Source organism: Methanoculleus sp. DTU007 (assembly GCF_001512385.1).
Lineage (GTDB): Archaea > Halobacteriota > Methanomicrobia > Methanomicrobiales > Methanoculleaceae > Methanoculleus > Methanoculleus thermophilus.
In genome coordinates this window covers 40,665-54,689 of sequence record NZ_LFRO01000023.1, presented here as the reverse complement: position 1 = coordinate 54,689, position 14,025 = coordinate 40,665, and the positions used below count along the sequence as shown (strand labels likewise).

Below are 14,025 nucleotides of genomic sequence, written 5' to 3'. Positions count from 1 at the left end.
AAGGGAAGGGGCATCCCGAGACGAGATCCTCGATGCACCCCAGAACGCCGCGACGGCATTCTTGCTCCGCGGGATCTGTGAGGTCTGCAGCGGGGAGCGGAAAGCAGCGAAGCGACGGCTTTCCCGCCCGGGAGCATGTATATTTTATGGTTTGATTGAGCCAAAACTCCTATAATGAGTCAGGCAAAGGCGGCCCTCCGCGCGCAGGCAAAGGAGGTCCGATCCCATCTCTCCCAAAACGAGATTACAGCGTACAGCAGCAGCATCAAACAACGGCTCCTTGGACTCCTGAACGGGTTTGAAACGGTTATGGTCTACGTCTCAAAAGCCCCGGAGGTCGAGACAAATGACCTCATCCTCGAGTTAAACCGCAGGGGCGTGAAGGTTGTCGTGCCTATCATCGAGCGGGAGACCCACAGCCTTCGCCTCTCGTATCTCCCGGACCCCGGGGTCCTCGTCCCGAGCACATTCAACGTTCCCGAACCGATCGGTCACGAGATTCCGGCCCGGCCCGAGGAGGTCGAAGCCGTCATCATACCGATGCTTGCCTTTGATGCCGAAGGGAACCGGCTTGGTTACGGCGCCGGGTATTACGACCGCTTCCTCTGCCGGTACCCACGCCCAAAAAAGATTGGGATTGCATTCTCCTGCCAGCAGATGGAGAGCATTCCTGCTGACGATTACGACGTGAAGATGGACTTCATTGTTACAGAAAAGGGTATCATCCAGTGCAAATAGGATGCTGCAATGCAAAAATATAAATATAACTTTTCACTTACTTATGGTAAACATCACAGGAGATGGAGCACATGGCTAATATCGACTCTGTTGAGGTGACCATCAAAGAGGCGGCTCATGAAGACGCCGGTCGTGGGATTGCCCGACTGAGCATCGACACAATGAAGGCTCTCAATCTTGTCAGCGGGGACGTCATCGAGATCGAAGGTCGGCAGAAGGCAGCGACGCTCGTATGGCCTGGATTCCCCCAGGACACCGGCAGGGCAATTCTGCGTATCGATGGAAACACCCGGCGCAACGTCGGGGCGGGGATCGACGATATAGTCAAGATCAAGAAGACCGAGGCCGGATACGCGAAGAAAGTGACCATCCAGCCGACCCAGCCGATCCGGCTGGTCGGCGGCGAGCAGTACCTGGCAAGACTCCTTCGAGGCCGGCCGGTTATCGAGGGGCAATACATTCCGGTCAGCATCCTCGGCAACCCGCTTACGTTCGCGGTCGCCAAAGTCGTCCCGAAAGGCATCGCCATCGTCACCGACAGCACCGAGATCGAGCTGAAGGAGACCCCATACGAGCCCAAGGAGGGGCAGCGGGAGACGAGGGCGGCCGACGTCCACTACGAGGATATCGGGGGTCTCGACCGCGAACTGCAACTCGTCCGGGAGATGATCGAACTCCCCCTCCGGCACCCCGAGCTCTTTGAGCGCCTCGGCATCGAGCCTCCAAAGGGTGTCCTCCTCTACGGCCCGCCCGGTACAGGAAAGACGCTGATCGCAAAGGCAGTGGCAAACGAGGTGGACGCTCACTTCATCACGCTCTCGGGCCCCGAGATCATGAGCAAGTATTACGGCGAATCCGAGGAGCGTCTCCGCGAAGTCTTTGAGGAGGCGCAGGAGAACGCGCCCTCGATCATCTTCATCGACGAGATCGACTCGATCGCGCCCAAACGTGAAGAGGTGAAGGGCGAGGTCGAACGCCGGGTCGTCGCCCAGCTCCTCGCTCTCATGGACGGGTTGAAGACCCGTGGTCAGGTCGTGGTAATCGCCGCAACGAACCTTCCCGATATGATCGACCCTGCTCTGCGGCGCGGCGGCCGGTTCGACCGCGAGATCGAGATCGGCATCCCGGACACCAAAGGGAGGCAGCAGATCTTCCAGATTCACACACGGGGCATGCCGCTTGCCGACGATGTGAACCTTGAGGAGTACGCCCGCTCGACGCATGGGTTCGTCGGCGCAGATATCGCGCTGCTTGCAAAGGAGGCGGCGATGCACGCGCTGCGTCGGATCATCCCGCAGATCAAGATCGAGGAGGAGATCCCTGCCGAGATCATCGACCAGCTCCGTGTAACGAACGAGGACTTCATCGAAGCGCACAAGCATGTTGAGCCGAGCGCGATGAGGGAGGTGCTCGTGGAGATACCCGATGTCAAATGGGAAGACGTCGGAGGCCTTGATGACGTAAAAAGAGATCTTGCGGAAGCCGTCGAGTGGCCGCTCAAGTACCCGGAGGTATTTGCCTCCCTGGACACTAAGCCACCCCGCGGGATCCTGCTCTTCGGCCCCCCAGGAACGGGGAAAACCCTCCTGGCAAAGGCGGTCGCAAACGAGAGCGAATGCAATTTCATCTCTGTAAAAGGTCCGGAACTCCTTTCGAAATGGGTCGGGGAATCAGAACGCGGAATTCGTCAGGTGTTTAGGAAAGCGAGGCAAGCTGCACCGTCGATTATCTTTTTCGACGAAATAGATGCACTTCTGCCAAAGCGCGGAGCTTATATAGGATCATCACACGTAACTGAAAGTGTGGTAAGCCAGATCCTGACAGAGCTCGATGGCCTCGAGGAGCTCAACAATGTCGTGGTTCTCGGCGCTACCAACCGCCCTGACATGTTGGACGAGGCGCTGCTTCGCCCCGGCAGATTGGACCGGATCATCTACGTTCCTCCGCCGGATCGTGAGGGCAGAAAGAAGATCTTCGAGGTCTACCTCAGGAACAAAGAGATCCTCTCAAACGATGTCAACATCGATGAACTGGTTGACAGGACAGAAGGCTACGTTGGAGCCGACATCGAGGCACTGGTCCGTGAAGCAAAGATATCCGCAATGCGCGAGTTCATTGCTGTGATGGGCAAGAAGCCCGAGGAAGAACGGCGCCAGGCGATCGGCAATGTAAGGATCACGAAGAAACACTTCGAAGATGCCTTCACCCGCGTGAAAGGTTCGCTGGATATCGACCGGTTGGAAGAGAACGAACGCAGCTCCTGGAAGATCCTCTACAACCAGGAGCAGCGGTCGGCCCTTGAAGAGGCCGTCTCGGCCATCAACCGGGTCAGGACGCGGGAGACTGGAAAGATCGAGGAAGAAGTCAAGGATCTGGTGCAGGCCCTCAAAGACGCGGTCTACGCGAGAAAGAAAGACTTCGGTGAGATAAGCCGTCTCACAAAGGAACTGAAGACCAAGATAGAACGTCCGCTGCCCCAGACAGGCATGGCGTTCTGATGGGACCGGTCCCCTTCTGGGGGCGGTCCCTCATCAACAGAGTCAAAGACAACGTGATGCACATGAGTGACACCCCAGAAGACATCTTCCAGCAGCTCAACGAGCTGATGAAACGTCTCATGGAGCAGGGGCTCAAAGAGCAGGGAGATCAGAACAGGCCGTTTGCCTATGGATTCAAGATCGTCCTTCATGATGCCAGCAGACAGGAGGCCCCAACGACGGAGGAGACGGAACCCGTATCTGCGCCTGCAGAACCCTCATCGGAAGGAAAGATCGAGCCGATCGCAGAGATGTTTACAACCGACGATGATGTGACGGTGGCAGTCGATCTCCCGGGTGTCGAAAAAGATGAAATTCACCTGTCACTCATCAATGGGACATTGACGATCATCGCCGGCGCAAACCAGCTGACCTCGGTGGAGGTGCCGGCCGTGGATCCCGACTCCATGCAGTCAAACTACAAGCATGGTGTCCTGGAGGTCAAATTCTCACGGGGCAAAACAATCCGGATCGATTAAGGGCCGTCCCAAGACCCGGCAGAACCCGGCAACTCCTCTTTTTCCTCATCTGCCGCCCCGGGAGGGGACGCGCGGCGGACATCTAAGTCACATATTAGACCCCAATGGGATTGAACACCGATAGCCTTCCTTTTTTGGATTGAAGAGTATAATTGGACCAAAAAGCCAAAACTCACTACATTAAGCAGAATGCCACTTCCCGCCGCACACATGCGAAAGAAATCCGGTCCACATCAAGGATAGGAAGTCGTACTATACGTTGCCCCAGCCAACCCTTTTTCAAGGCAACAACACCTACATATACAGTAATACCTATCTACTAGTCGTAAGGGCTATGCCCGTCCAGGTAGTGGTGATTAAATGGTTAAGACCACCGTGTCTGTAATTAAAGCAGATATAGGCAGTTTCCCAGGGCACTCCCGTACCCACCCAAAGATCCTTGAACTGGCCGCCCAGAGGCTCAAGGAAGCAGAGGGCAAGATCATCATCGACTCGCATGTTACCCACTGCGGTGATGATCTCGAGTTGATCATGACGCACACCAAGGGTGAGGACAATGAAGAGATCCACAAGTTGGCGTGGGATATCTTCATGGAGTGCGCCGGAGTTGCCAAAGAGATGAAACTCTACGGCGCCGGCCAGGACCTCCTTGGGGATGCTTTCAGCGGCAATGTTAAGGGGATGGGACCCGGCGTTGCCGAGATGGAGTTTGAGGAGCGGGGTTCCGATCCGGTTCTGATCTTCATGGCCGACAAGACCGAGCCCGGGGCGTGGAACTACTTCCTCTACAAGATCTTCGCCGATCCCTTCAGCACGTCCGGCCTCGTCATCGATCCTTCGATGCACCAAGGGTTCACCTTCGAGGTCCACGATGTCATCGAGAAGCGGAGGATCCGCTTTAACACGCCCGAAGAGTCTTACAGCCTTCTTGCCTATATCGGAGCACCGAGCCGCTATGTGATCAAGTACGTCTGGAAGAGGGATGGCACAATCGCGGCCTCCACCAGCACCCAGCGACTGAATCTGATGGCCGGCCGCTACGTCGGCAAGGACGACCCGGTCATGATCGTCAGGGCACAGAGCGGGTTCCCGTCGGTCGGAGAGGTCATCGACCCCTTCAGGACACCCATCCTCGTTGCCGGCTGGATGCGCGGCTCGCACCATGGACCATTCATGCCGGTCGGCGTCTGCGATGCAAACTGCACGCAGTTCGACGGACCGCCCCGGGTCATCTGTCTCGGGTTCCAGGTCAGCAACGGGAAACTGATCGGGCCTGCAGATATGTTCGACGATCCGGCATTCGATCGCGTCCGCGAACAGTGCTGCGAACTCTCCAGTATGCTCAGGGCCCACGGACCGTTCGAACCTCACCGCCTCTCGCTCGAAGAGATGGAGTATACCACTCTCCCCGGCGTCGAGAAGCAGTTCAAGGACCGCTGGGAAGACCTCCCCGAGTAACCCATTTTTACTCCTGGTTTTTGGACTGCCAGCCATTGATTGCAATCAAGGGTACTCGAACGAGATCTCTGTAGCAGGGAGGCCTCTTTCTATGCCGGAAATGGTTGACGGAAAATTTAATGCGTGAGGGTAACCATATAAGAACAGATGGTTAACGGCATTGTACTCCCCGTAAAAAAGGTTTTTTCTCTCGTAGACTCTAAAATAGTCGTTGAGATCAAGGACGACGGCAGAAAACTCCAGGGCCGGCTCGTGGCGGTTGACGAACACCTGAATCTGCATATGGACGAGACCACAGAGTATAAAGGCGACCAGAGGGGCCGCATACTGGGGACCGTCGTCATAAGAGGCAATAACATTTTGACTATTGCACCCCTGCTCTGATAGCCATGTCCGACCAGGAGGAAGAAGCACTTAAGGTCATTCAGTCTCATCGCCAGGGGGTTCTCCAGAGCGAACTCTGGAAACTCCTTGACATCGACAGCAGAAAGTGCTCAAGAATCGTAAAGCGACTGCTGGATGCCGGGCTGATCGAGCGTATCGAGTTTCGTAGCGACGGCATCAAGACGTATCTATTGCGGGCGAAGAAACAGGCGATTGACCCCTGTCTCATCCTTGCAGGAGGAGAGATCCTCCCTTGTATCGGCTGCGATCAGGAGTGTACCCCGGAAGACTGCGCGCTCCTCTTCGACTGGATGTACCAGCTCGCTCTTGAAGAGTACCAGGGTGAGTGACGCTTCCCAGGGGTCCCTCGATTGACCGGGACCAGCGGTCATCACTCCTGATGATGGGGTGGCGGCCCCGCCCCTTACCGGGTGTGTCCGCCTCCAGCACTCATTTCTTCGGACAATGCCGCACGCCCCCTTGTGACCTCCGCCTCTCATCCAGGAGATCTCATAGCCTGCGCTGTAAGATGCCACTCCCTCAGGCCTTAACCTTGAAGACCGGCCTCTGTATCCTGGGCGCAATCAGCAGCTCCTACAGGCAAGTGGCTGCTCCATAGTCCGCTTAAAAATCGATCGAGATGGACCTGAGTTCTGTTTCATAGTTCAATCACTCACAACTGAAACTTCGTTTCGTAGCGTTTATTTATCAGATGGTGGGATTCTCATCCAAGGCGAGAATGACGCTTCAAGGAGGATGGGGAGTCACTATCCCCTGCATACAGATAGAGATGCCGTGCGGGCAAACCATTGCTCCAGTAGTTCATGTCAGAACGCCCGCCGGGAGACCCAGCGCAGTTGGCGCATCGGGCTGTCGTGGTCCGCGGTCCGCGGGAAGAAGACGGTACAGGGACGTAAATGTTGGGAGCGGATAGCACAATCTTTCGATTTTCAACGGCTTTACGAACGGCATCTCAGCCAGGGAAACCGTCCGAAGCGCCAGTAGAGCTGACCACGGAGAGTGATCGAGCCATCTCGGAGACGCACGGCACGCTCCTGATGGTTGCCATCACCATCATCCTCGCTATTCTTGTCCTGCTGATGGCGCTTGCGATGCTCCCGTCCGGGTCCTGGATGGAGCCTGCAGAGCCGCCGATCATTATTACCGAGATCTCTCATAACAGCAAGGAGACAGGAAAATTCACCTGCGCAAGCAGGATAGTGCTCCTCAATAACGGCAGCACGGTCTACGAAAACGACGGCTTAAAGGCAGTCATATATCGGAACGGCCAGAAAGTCTGCGTCGTCCAGACTTTAAACGGCCACCGGCTCATACCATCGCACCACTACGGGGTAAAGACGCTCGGGGGCGAGGGGTGCCGCACCCCCTACTGGAACCCAGGCGAGGAGCTGGAACTGGACCTCTCCGACAATACCATCTACCCGGGCGTACAGGTCACCGTCGAGATTTTGGAGAAGCAGACGGGGGAGATAATCTCGAAGCACACCGTGCAGGCATGAGGTGGAACGCCTGCAAAGACCATGTATTTGTATCAGTACGTTTCAGACAGACGATTATGTTCAAATTGATACTCGTCGCGATCGATGGGTCGGAGATCGGTCACAGAGCGCTCGAGGAAGCGCTGGCCGTTGCCCGCTCCATGAAAGCAGCCCTTCATGCCGTACATGTTATCCAGACCGAAACCTACCCTACACTGATGCTCAACGAGCTCGAACCACCCGATTTAGCAAGGCAGGCAGTCCTCGACTCGCTCGAACGGGAGGCGGATGAGATTCTCGCCGAAGCGGAGCGGCAGGCAGCCGCATCCGGAGTCCGGATGACGGTTCACAAGCGCCGAGGACACCCGGGAGCGGAGATCACCGCTCTCGCGCAGGAGCTCAACGCCGACCTGACCGTGATTGGATCGCATGGCAGAGGTCGGATCGACCGATTCATCCTCGGGAGTGTCAGTTCCTACGTCGTCGATCATGCGACGTCAACGGTCATGGTCGTCAGGAGTTGACCGGGACGACCGGACGAGACCCCGGGCAATGAGCCGGGCAACCCTGATCGGCTCGGGCACCTTCCCTTCGCGCGTGAAGTCGTTGCAGAGCCTTGCAGCATCCTTGAAGGAAAGTCCGTAAGGCCGGATGAAGAGAGCGTATCCCGAGTGCAGCCTGACGGGGATACGCTCGCCAAGCCGGCGGTATGCTGCAAGCCTCTCAACGTCGCCCGGAAAGTGCCGGCGAATGTCTTCCTCGAGCCCTTCCGACTCCTCGTAGGTAGTGATGATGACGGGGAGACCCGTCGCCTCCTGCACCGCTACGGGGTCGATGATGTTGTACCAGGCGATGACGCTTCCGCTGATCATTATGAGGTTGATATCCTCTCGTGCAAGGCCGGTAAAGACCCGGATGACCGCATCGGTGGCGTCCGATCCCCCGACGGTCACCGGTGCAAAGGCCACCCCGTCGATAAGGAGATCTTTTCGCATGACGACCCCGGCAAGGGTGGACCGCTCACGCCCGGAGTAACTCTCAGCGATCCCGAGAACCCTAAGCCCCGATTTGGCAACGTGCATGCGAAGTCCTTATGATTCCCAATTGGATATAAGTACGTCAATGAGCATCGAGCGCGATGAGGTGTGCATCTTCATCCCTACGCTGAATGAAGCCCCGACGATCGGCAGACTGATCCAGGAATTCCAGGAGCGCGGGTTTCACCACATCCTCGTCATGGATGGGAACAGCATCGACGGGACCCCGGAGATTGCACAGGCTGCAGGAGCAATTGTCCGGAAACAGACGGGGAAGGGAAAGGGCAACGCCATTATCGAGGCTATCGAGATCATCGATAAGCCTTACGTGCTCATGCTTGACGGAGATGGGACCAACTCGCCGGAAGACGCGGAGCGAATGCTCGAACCTCTCGGGCGGGGGTTCGATCACGTCATCGGCGACCGCCTTGCCAACCCGGAGGAAGGGGCGTTCACGAGGCTGAACCACCTCGGCAACCATATCATCAACTTGATGTTCAGGATAGCACACGGACGAGACCTTCGTGACATCCTCTCCGGCTACCGCGCTTTTACCCTTCATTCGATCCGGCAAATGACCTTAAAGGAGACCGGATTCGAGATCGAGACGGAGATGGCAGTCGAGGCGGTGAGACACGGGCAGCGAATAGCCGTCGTTCCTGTCCGATACTACGCACGATCCGGCACCGCCACCAAACTAAATCCCCTCCACGACGGTATCGGGATACTCTCGACCATATACCGGCTCGCGAAGACGAACAACCCGATCTTTTACTTCGGGATCATCGGTCTCTTCATATCGCTTGCAGGTGGTGTCATCGGGATCTATGTCGTCCTCGAATGGCTCAAGAATATCGAGCACCTGCCGCTCACCATCCTCACGGTCCTCCTGATCGTGGTCGGCTTTCAGATCTTCATGTTCGGGGTTATCAGCGACATGCTCCTTGGGTTTCACCGCGAGATCATCCGTCAGATCGAGGAGTTACAGAACCCCCCGAAGCCGCCCCGATAAGAAGAGAATCCTACAGGCATACTCTGCTATCGAGGTGTAGATATACGCCTCATCAAGTGTTCTTCCGGCGGCAAACGTCCCATGCCCCCGGACAATGACGATATGACCGGCCTGAAGCGCCCCGGCGACGTTCTCTGCGATCTCGTTGGTCCCCGGGCTCCCGGTGACGACCGGGATCTCCGGGCAGAGCATACCCCCCTCGCTGTCGACCGGCCGGACGAGATCATGATCGAGCGAGGCCGCAACGGCGTGAACCGGGTGGGCGTGGACGATCGCCTGGTGCTCGGTCGCCCGGTAGACCGCCCGGTGAACCCGGTACTCGCTTGAGGCTTCACGCGGGACGTCGCCCGTATGAGGCACGTAGACCGGCATCCCGCAGGAATCGAGGTACGCGCCGGTTTTGGTGATGTAGAAGCCCCCTTCCGCCCGAACGCTCATGTTTCCGAAATTCGCTCCGACAAGCCCTTCCAAAAAGAGCCTTTTTCCTATTCGTTCGAATTCCTGATCCAGCATTTAAGACATCCCGAACTTCGTACAGAATGATTTGGCGCGACAGGGGATATCTGTGTGCTGGTTGGGACTATCGAGAAGAGATCAGAGTTCTAAAACAGTCTTTGCAGAGCGAATACGATTACCAAAGAGTTCAGGTTTTTGGGGTCAGGTGCAGGTCCCGAGCCACAAAAACCTCTCCCGGGCAGGATTATACAAACCTCACTCCGACATCCTTCATCCCGTTGAACCGCGCGATGTTGAGGAGAAGCGGTGTGAGGCTCTCAACGATGGAAGCGGCATGAAGCGGTCCTGCATCATAGGCACGGAGGCTGGATACACTGTTGACAAGATCCATGACCGTTCGCTTTGCACCATCGTCGTCGCAGCAGACGGCGACCGAGTAGTCCAGCACCTCGTCGAGCGCCCGCCACTTGTTTGCAGCGACGTTATTGAACGCGGCACAGACGATCGCGCTCTCTGGAAGCATCCCCTTGATCATCATCGCCGCCGAACCCTCCGGCGGAGGAGCGTAATAGAAGTAAGTTGTCCGTTCGATCGGATTGACCGGGCTGATGACGATCTTATCCTCAAACCCGGTCAAGGTTTTCAGGGTGGGAGCCACGTGTCTGAACGGTATCGCGAGAATGACAACATCCGCCTCGTCGATCGCACGCTGGTTGGTGACCCCGAGGAGATTGCACGCCAGATCACGCTCCTCCAGAGATGCCCTGCAGGCATCACAGGTGGCTATCGCCTTTGTCTCCTCACGTGACCCCACGATCACATCGTATTTCGGAGAGAGCCGGAGCGCCATGCCCTCCCCTATCTCACCGGTTCCACCGACGATCCCGATCTTCATTGCCTTACTCGACCAGCGGTTTTAGGATGCTTTCAAGTTTCTCGAGATCCTGTACACCCACCAGTTTCTGGACGATCTTTCCATCTTTCTCGATAATTAGCGTCGGTACGAACTGAATGTCGTATTTTGCGGCATATTGGCGTGTCTGCTCGGAATCAACACCGACGTCAATCTTCCTGATCTCAACTTTGTCGCCCATTCTTGCCTCGAGTTCATCGATGATCGGTGACTGCTGGTGGCATGGGCCGCACCACTCGGCGAAAAAGTCCATCAAAACTGGTTTTCCCATAAGACTATACCCCATTCACACACTGTGTGTGAATGGGGTAATAAAGGTTGTTGTGGGATTTTTATTTGGAGAGGATTGCCATGATTATCTTTCCATACGCGGGCCTGGTGACCAGGATACCGATCAGGACACCGAGTATGGTGATGATGGCAAAGCCCCGGAGAGTGGAGAGGTCCATCAACGCGAGAGGGAGCATGGCGATGAAGACCGTCGCCGCCGAGGCGAAGATGATCCCGAGCGCCCGTCCGTACCGTTTCAGATAAAGGTTCGGCGATGGGACGCGCCCTTCGTGAAGAACCTCGTCCGTGATGATGACAAGCTGGTCGATACCGGTACCCACAACCGCTATCAGACCGGCGATGGTGGCGAGATCGAGTTGCACGAAATATCGGGCGATACCGAGCAGAATGACGATCTCTGAAAAGTTGACGGCGAGCATCGGGATCACGATCGAGGGCTCCCGGTAGCGGTAGTAGACGACGACTCCCACGGTGAGCAGGGCAAGCACCCCGGCAATGAGGACCACCATCTTGAACTGTTCGCCTAACGCCGCGGGGACCGAGCCAGACCCGACGATATCCACCTTCACCGGCAAGGCGCCGGCACGCAGGTGAACCTGGAGCGCCTGTGCTTCCTCTAGCCCCTCATCGCCGAGGCCGGTGCTCGCGGAGAGCGACCTGACCGGGCCCGACCGGATCTGTGCCGCAAGTTCGCCGGAGAGCGGAGCGCTGTAGACGGTCTCGTTGTCAAGAAGCATCATGAGGTAATGAGCTCTTGGGTTGTCGACCGCTCCGTGCTCGATGGCGGCATTCCGGAAGGCCTCTGCGCCGGCATCAGAGAGCGAGAACCCGACACCCCACTCCTGTGTTCCGGGATCTCTCTGCGGCACGCCGACGCTCGTGATCTGGTCGCCGTAGAGGACGTGCTCGGTCTCGTTGCCGGTCGTCTGGATCCGGATCTCGAAGAGACCCTGCTTGCCGACAATCTCCTGCGCCGTCGCCATATCGACGCCGGCAAGTTCAATCCGCACATACTGCGGGTAATCGCTTCCCGTCGGGGTAAGGAGGTTGATCCGCGCGTCCTGCATCCCGAGAGCGTTCACCTTGTCGCTTAAGATCCGCTTTACTTCGTCCGCGGTGAGCGCCGATACACCCTTCTGGTAACCGACGATCGAAGCGTCCGACTCTGCAAAGATCGGCTCAAGGTCAGCGCGTGAGACGCTCTTTCGGATCTCCAGGTGGTTCTGGTCGATCTGGATGACATCCGCATCTAGACCAGTTCTCAGGTTCTCTACGAGGTCTCCGACCGACCCGTCGGTCGAGTAGGTCACGACCACGGACTGGAACTCCATCTGCAGCCACGATCCCCCTTCGAGATCGAGACCGAACTGGAGGTTCCCCTCAAGCCCCTTCTCCGGGTTCGGGGGGGCGAGGTAGATGCCGATGAGGGAGCCGACGACCAGCACGAGCAGCAGGGCAACCCGCCAGTCTTTAACAAGGTTCTTGATGGTTTCGCTGTTCATCTCTTATTCTCCCGGCGGATGTATCCTTTGAGTATCCCGGCATTCAACATCCAGGTGTTCATCATATCGACAAAAAGCCCGATGAGAAGGACGCTTGCGATCTCGCTGATGATCTGGATCTGGCCTGCCGTGGCGACGACCCACATCGCGGCGATGGCCGTAAGCGTCGTCGTCGTCATGATGATACCGGTCCTGAAGGCTCCGGAGAGTTTCTCTTCGAGTTTCCCTTTGCGCTTCAAGAGACGTGTGGTCAGCAGGACGTTACTGTCTGCAGCGTACCCGATCAGCATCAGAAGAGCCGCCGTAGTCCCGAGGGAGAGCGGGATGCCGATGATCTGCATGATCGCCGCAGTGATGCAGATATCAGAAAAGGCCGCAAGAACGATCGCGCCTGCTGATACCAGTTTGCGGTACACCAGAAAGATCACGACGGCCATCCCGATGAACGAGAAGATCAGTGCGAGGATTGCCTGGCCCTGAAGGGTCTTTCCGAACGTCTCGCCGATCTGGTCTACTTTCGCATCAGGATACTTCTCATTGATGAGCCTAGCGAGATCCTGAAGCTGCGTATCGTCCATGGGACCGAACTGGAGGTACTTTCCGTTGCCGATCCCCTCACCCACCGATAGCAGTGGATACCCGGCAAAGGTCGCCTCTAACGTCTCCTTGCTGTCAGCGGTAAACACGGTGACCGCCGTTCCCCCTACAAAGTCAATGCCCGGAGTTACCGGCAGGCCGGTGGTGAGCGTGGTATAGCCCACCAGGACCCCGGCAAGGAGGAGAAGAACGAGGGGCAGCGCTACCATCTGCCGCGGAGAGTATTTGTTGATATCATATCCGGAAAATTCCATGCCGTAGTAGTGTACGGGTGTGATAGGTTAAAGGGTTGCTCATTCATACGAGGCGCGAATCGTGATCCGCCCGGGGAGCGCGAGTCCGTCCCAAAATATCCCGGATCAGAATAAGGTCTGATCGCGCCCGGTTCTCCCTCCGCGTAGGTCCTAACGAAGCATGGCAGCCCATCTTTGCAGATCTCATCACGCCGGGCCAGAACGCATTTATCCATTCAGACTGTCCCTGCCAGATCCCAGGCCAACCCTCATGTTCATCGTCTTTACGCGCATGCCTGCAAGCATTGCCCACAGAACAGAGCGGCACGCAGAATGTTTGCAGGAGAGTTCATTGGAGGAAGATCCTGAGCAACAAGAACACGGGTTATGTTCACTAAATTTCTAAAATATCCTCTTATATGTTACAGTATTATGAATAGACCAATCTAATTTATCCTCACCATATTTCGTCAGACAATTGTCGTCCTCCTGGCAGAATACTCGATTAAACGATTGAAAAGAAAAGATATATATAAAATACCGAATCACAAGCACATATGAGATCACCCTCTGAGCTCAAAAAAGAGATAGAAACTCGACTCAAAGGATATCTCTCACGGGACCGGGATGGAATCCGGCACGAACTGCTCAGCCTCTTCGTGAAAGTAAAATCTCTGACCATCCCCCAGATCTACAGGAGGTTACAGAAGCAGTTCTCGATCAGCTATCACTCCATCGCATCAATGGTAGGTATCATTGCATCCCGAATGGGCATTCTGCATGTGAAGCGGAACGCAGAGGGAACAAAGACAATTTACGAATTGAAAGACCAGTACGTGGATGTGGTGGCGAAGATCCTCGGAATAACGTAACACTCAAAGACCATACC

The 14,025-nt window shown here is 56.4% G+C and carries 16 protein-coding genes; 10 read left to right on the top strand and 6 right to left on the bottom strand.

The window, feature by feature from the left end; genetic code table 11:
• The first annotated feature begins 174 nt into the window (after nt 1-174).
• From ACI94_RS02330 to ACI94_RS02295, 8 genes are all read left to right on the top strand, one after another.
• Nucleotides 175-738 (top strand): 5-formyltetrahydrofolate cyclo-ligase, encoded by a 564-nt coding sequence (locus ACI94_RS02330; protein WP_066953862.1) that lies wholly within the window; start codon nt 175-177, stop codon nt 736-738.
• Nucleotides 739-809: 71 nt separating this feature from the next.
• Nucleotides 810-3,236 carry a CDC48 family AAA ATPase gene (locus ACI94_RS02325; protein WP_066954643.1) on the top strand — a complete coding sequence of 809 codons (2,427 nt, stop codon included), beginning with the start codon at nt 810-812 and terminating at the stop codon, nt 3,234-3,236.
• Nucleotides 3,237-3,298: 62 nt separating this feature from the next.
• Nucleotides 3,299-3,754 carry an Hsp20/alpha crystallin family protein gene (locus ACI94_RS02320; RefSeq protein ID WP_066954640.1) on the top strand — a complete coding sequence of 152 codons (456 nt, stop codon included), beginning with the start codon at nt 3,299-3,301 and terminating at the stop codon, nt 3,752-3,754.
• Nucleotides 3,755-4,114: 360 nt separating this feature from the next.
• Complete coding sequence (gene fbp / locus ACI94_RS02315; protein WP_066953860.1) at nt 4,115-5,212, top strand: fructose-1,6-bisphosphate aldolase/phosphatase; 1,098 nt, start codon at nt 4,115-4,117, stop codon at nt 5,210-5,212.
• Between the two features lie 147 nt (nt 5,213-5,359).
• A complete protein-coding gene (locus ACI94_RS02310) occupies nt 5,360-5,596 on the top strand; it encodes an LSM domain-containing protein (protein ID WP_066953857.1) in 237 nt (78 codons plus the stop codon).
• Nucleotides 5,597-5,601: 5 nt separating this feature from the next.
• Nucleotides 5,602-5,946 (top strand): AsnC family transcriptional regulator, encoded by a 345-nt coding sequence (locus tag ACI94_RS02305; protein WP_066953854.1) that lies wholly within the window; start codon nt 5,602-5,604, stop codon nt 5,944-5,946.
• Between the two features lie 567 nt (nt 5,947-6,513).
• The gene (locus tag ACI94_RS02300) at nt 6,514-7,116 is read left to right on the top strand and encodes an archaellin/type IV pilin N-terminal domain-containing protein (RefSeq protein ID WP_083524693.1); all 603 of its coding nucleotides are present in this window, start codon (nt 6,514-6,516) and stop codon (nt 7,114-7,116) included.
• 56 nt (nt 7,117-7,172) lie between these two features.
• Nucleotides 7,173-7,619: a universal stress protein gene (locus ACI94_RS02295; RefSeq protein ID WP_286681044.1), complete on the top strand. Its 447-nt coding sequence runs from the start codon at nt 7,173-7,175 to the stop codon at nt 7,617-7,619.
• On the opposite strand, the gene ACI94_RS02290 is transcribed toward ACI94_RS02295, so the two are convergent.
• A complete protein-coding gene (locus ACI94_RS02290) occupies nt 7,593-8,177 on the bottom strand; it encodes a DUF99 family protein (RefSeq protein WP_066953844.1) in 585 nt (194 codons plus the stop codon). The two genes, ACI94_RS02295 and ACI94_RS02290, sit on opposite strands and share 27 nt — an antisense overlap.
• 40 nt (nt 8,178-8,217) lie before the next feature.
• Between ACI94_RS02290 and aglJ the strand changes: the two genes are divergently transcribed.
• A complete protein-coding gene (gene aglJ, locus ACI94_RS02285) occupies nt 8,218-9,144 on the top strand; it encodes an S-layer glycoprotein N-glycosyltransferase AglJ (RefSeq protein ID WP_273258922.1) in 927 nt (308 codons plus the stop codon).
• Here aglJ and ACI94_RS02280 read toward each other — a convergent pair.
• The 5 genes from ACI94_RS02280 to ACI94_RS02260 all read right to left on the bottom strand — a co-directional run bounded on the left by ACI94_RS02280 (nt 9,115) and on the right by ACI94_RS02260 (nt 13,157).
• The gene (locus ACI94_RS02280; protein ID WP_273258920.1) at nt 9,115-9,657 is read right to left on the bottom strand and encodes an aldolase; all 543 of its coding nucleotides are present in this window, start codon (nt 9,655-9,657) and stop codon (nt 9,115-9,117) included. The genes aglJ and ACI94_RS02280 overlap by 30 nt on opposite strands.
• Before the next feature lie 187 nt (nt 9,658-9,844).
• On the bottom strand, nt 9,845-10,495 hold the full coding sequence (npdG, locus tag ACI94_RS02275) for an NADPH-dependent F420 reductase (RefSeq protein ID WP_066953835.1): 651 nt from the start codon (nt 10,493-10,495) through the stop codon (nt 9,845-9,847).
• A gap of 4 nt (nt 10,496-10,499) precedes the next feature.
• Nucleotides 10,500-10,784 (bottom strand): co-chaperone YbbN, encoded by a 285-nt coding sequence (locus ACI94_RS02270; RefSeq protein WP_066953832.1) that lies wholly within the window; start codon nt 10,782-10,784, stop codon nt 10,500-10,502.
• Nucleotides 10,785-10,845: 61 nt separating this feature from the next.
• A complete protein-coding gene (locus tag ACI94_RS02265) occupies nt 10,846-12,306 on the bottom strand; it encodes a preprotein translocase subunit SecD (RefSeq protein WP_286681043.1) in 1,461 nt (486 codons plus the stop codon).
• Entirely contained in the window at nt 12,303-13,157 is an 855-nt protein-coding gene (locus tag ACI94_RS02260; protein ID WP_066953825.1) for a protein translocase subunit SecF, read from the bottom strand. Before ACI94_RS02260 ends, ACI94_RS02265 begins: the two co-directional genes overlap by 4 nt.
• A gap of 536 nt (nt 13,158-13,693) precedes the next feature.
• On the opposite strand from ACI94_RS02260, the gene ACI94_RS02255 reads away from it, so the two are divergent.
• Nucleotides 13,694-14,008, top strand: coding sequence for a DUF2551 domain-containing protein (locus tag ACI94_RS02255; RefSeq protein ID WP_066953822.1), 315 nt, complete (start codon nt 13,694-13,696; stop codon nt 14,006-14,008).
• Nucleotides 14,009-14,025 lie beyond the last annotated feature (17 nt).

Excerpts from the sequence above, each read along its gene's own strand:
- ACI94_RS02295 (WP_286681044.1), top strand. The coding sequence starts at position 7,173 with ATGTTCAAATTGATACTCGTCGCGATCGATGGGTCGGAGATCGGTCAC.
- ACI94_RS02290 (WP_066953844.1), bottom strand. The coding sequence starts at position 8,177 with ATGCACGTTGCCAAATCGGGGCTTAGGGTTCTCGGGATCGCTGAGAGT.
- ACI94_RS02330 (WP_066953862.1), top strand. The coding sequence starts at position 175 with ATGAGTCAGGCAAAGGCGGCCCTCCGCGCGCAGGCAAAGGAGGTCCGA.
- ACI94_RS02320 (WP_066954640.1), top strand. The coding sequence starts at position 3,299 with ATGAGTGACACCCCAGAAGACATCTTCCAGCAGCTCAACGAGCTGATG.
- ACI94_RS02305 (WP_066953854.1), top strand. The coding sequence starts at position 5,602 with ATGTCCGACCAGGAGGAAGAAGCACTTAAGGTCATTCAGTCTCATCGC.
- ACI94_RS02255 (WP_066953822.1), top strand. The coding sequence starts at position 13,694 with ATGAGATCACCCTCTGAGCTCAAAAAAGAGATAGAAACTCGACTCAAA.
- ACI94_RS02310 (WP_066953857.1), top strand. The coding sequence starts at position 5,360 with ATGGTTAACGGCATTGTACTCCCCGTAAAAAAGGTTTTTTCTCTCGTA.
- ACI94_RS02265 (WP_286681043.1), bottom strand. The coding sequence starts at position 12,306 with ATGAACAGCGAAACCATCAAGAACCTTGTTAAAGACTGGCGGGTTGCC.
- ACI94_RS02300 (WP_083524693.1), top strand. The coding sequence starts at position 6,514 with ATGTTGGGAGCGGATAGCACAATCTTTCGATTTTCAACGGCTTTACGA.
- ACI94_RS02260 (WP_066953825.1), bottom strand. The coding sequence starts at position 13,157 with ATGGAATTTTCCGGATATGATATCAACAAATACTCTCCGCGGCAGATG.
- ACI94_RS02325 (WP_066954643.1), top strand. The coding sequence starts at position 810 with ATGGCTAATATCGACTCTGTTGAGGTGACCATCAAAGAGGCGGCTCAT.
- npdG (WP_066953835.1), bottom strand. The coding sequence starts at position 10,495 with ATGAAGATCGGGATCGTCGGTGGAACCGGTGAGATAGGGGAGGGCATG.
- aglJ (WP_273258922.1), top strand. The coding sequence starts at position 8,218 with ATGAGCATCGAGCGCGATGAGGTGTGCATCTTCATCCCTACGCTGAAT.
- fbp (WP_066953860.1), top strand. The coding sequence starts at position 4,115 with ATGGTTAAGACCACCGTGTCTGTAATTAAAGCAGATATAGGCAGTTTC.
- ACI94_RS02280 (WP_273258920.1), bottom strand. The coding sequence starts at position 9,657 with ATGCTGGATCAGGAATTCGAACGAATAGGAAAAAGGCTCTTTTTGGAA.
- ACI94_RS02270 (WP_066953832.1), bottom strand. The coding sequence starts at position 10,784 with ATGGGAAAACCAGTTTTGATGGACTTTTTCGCCGAGTGGTGCGGCCCA.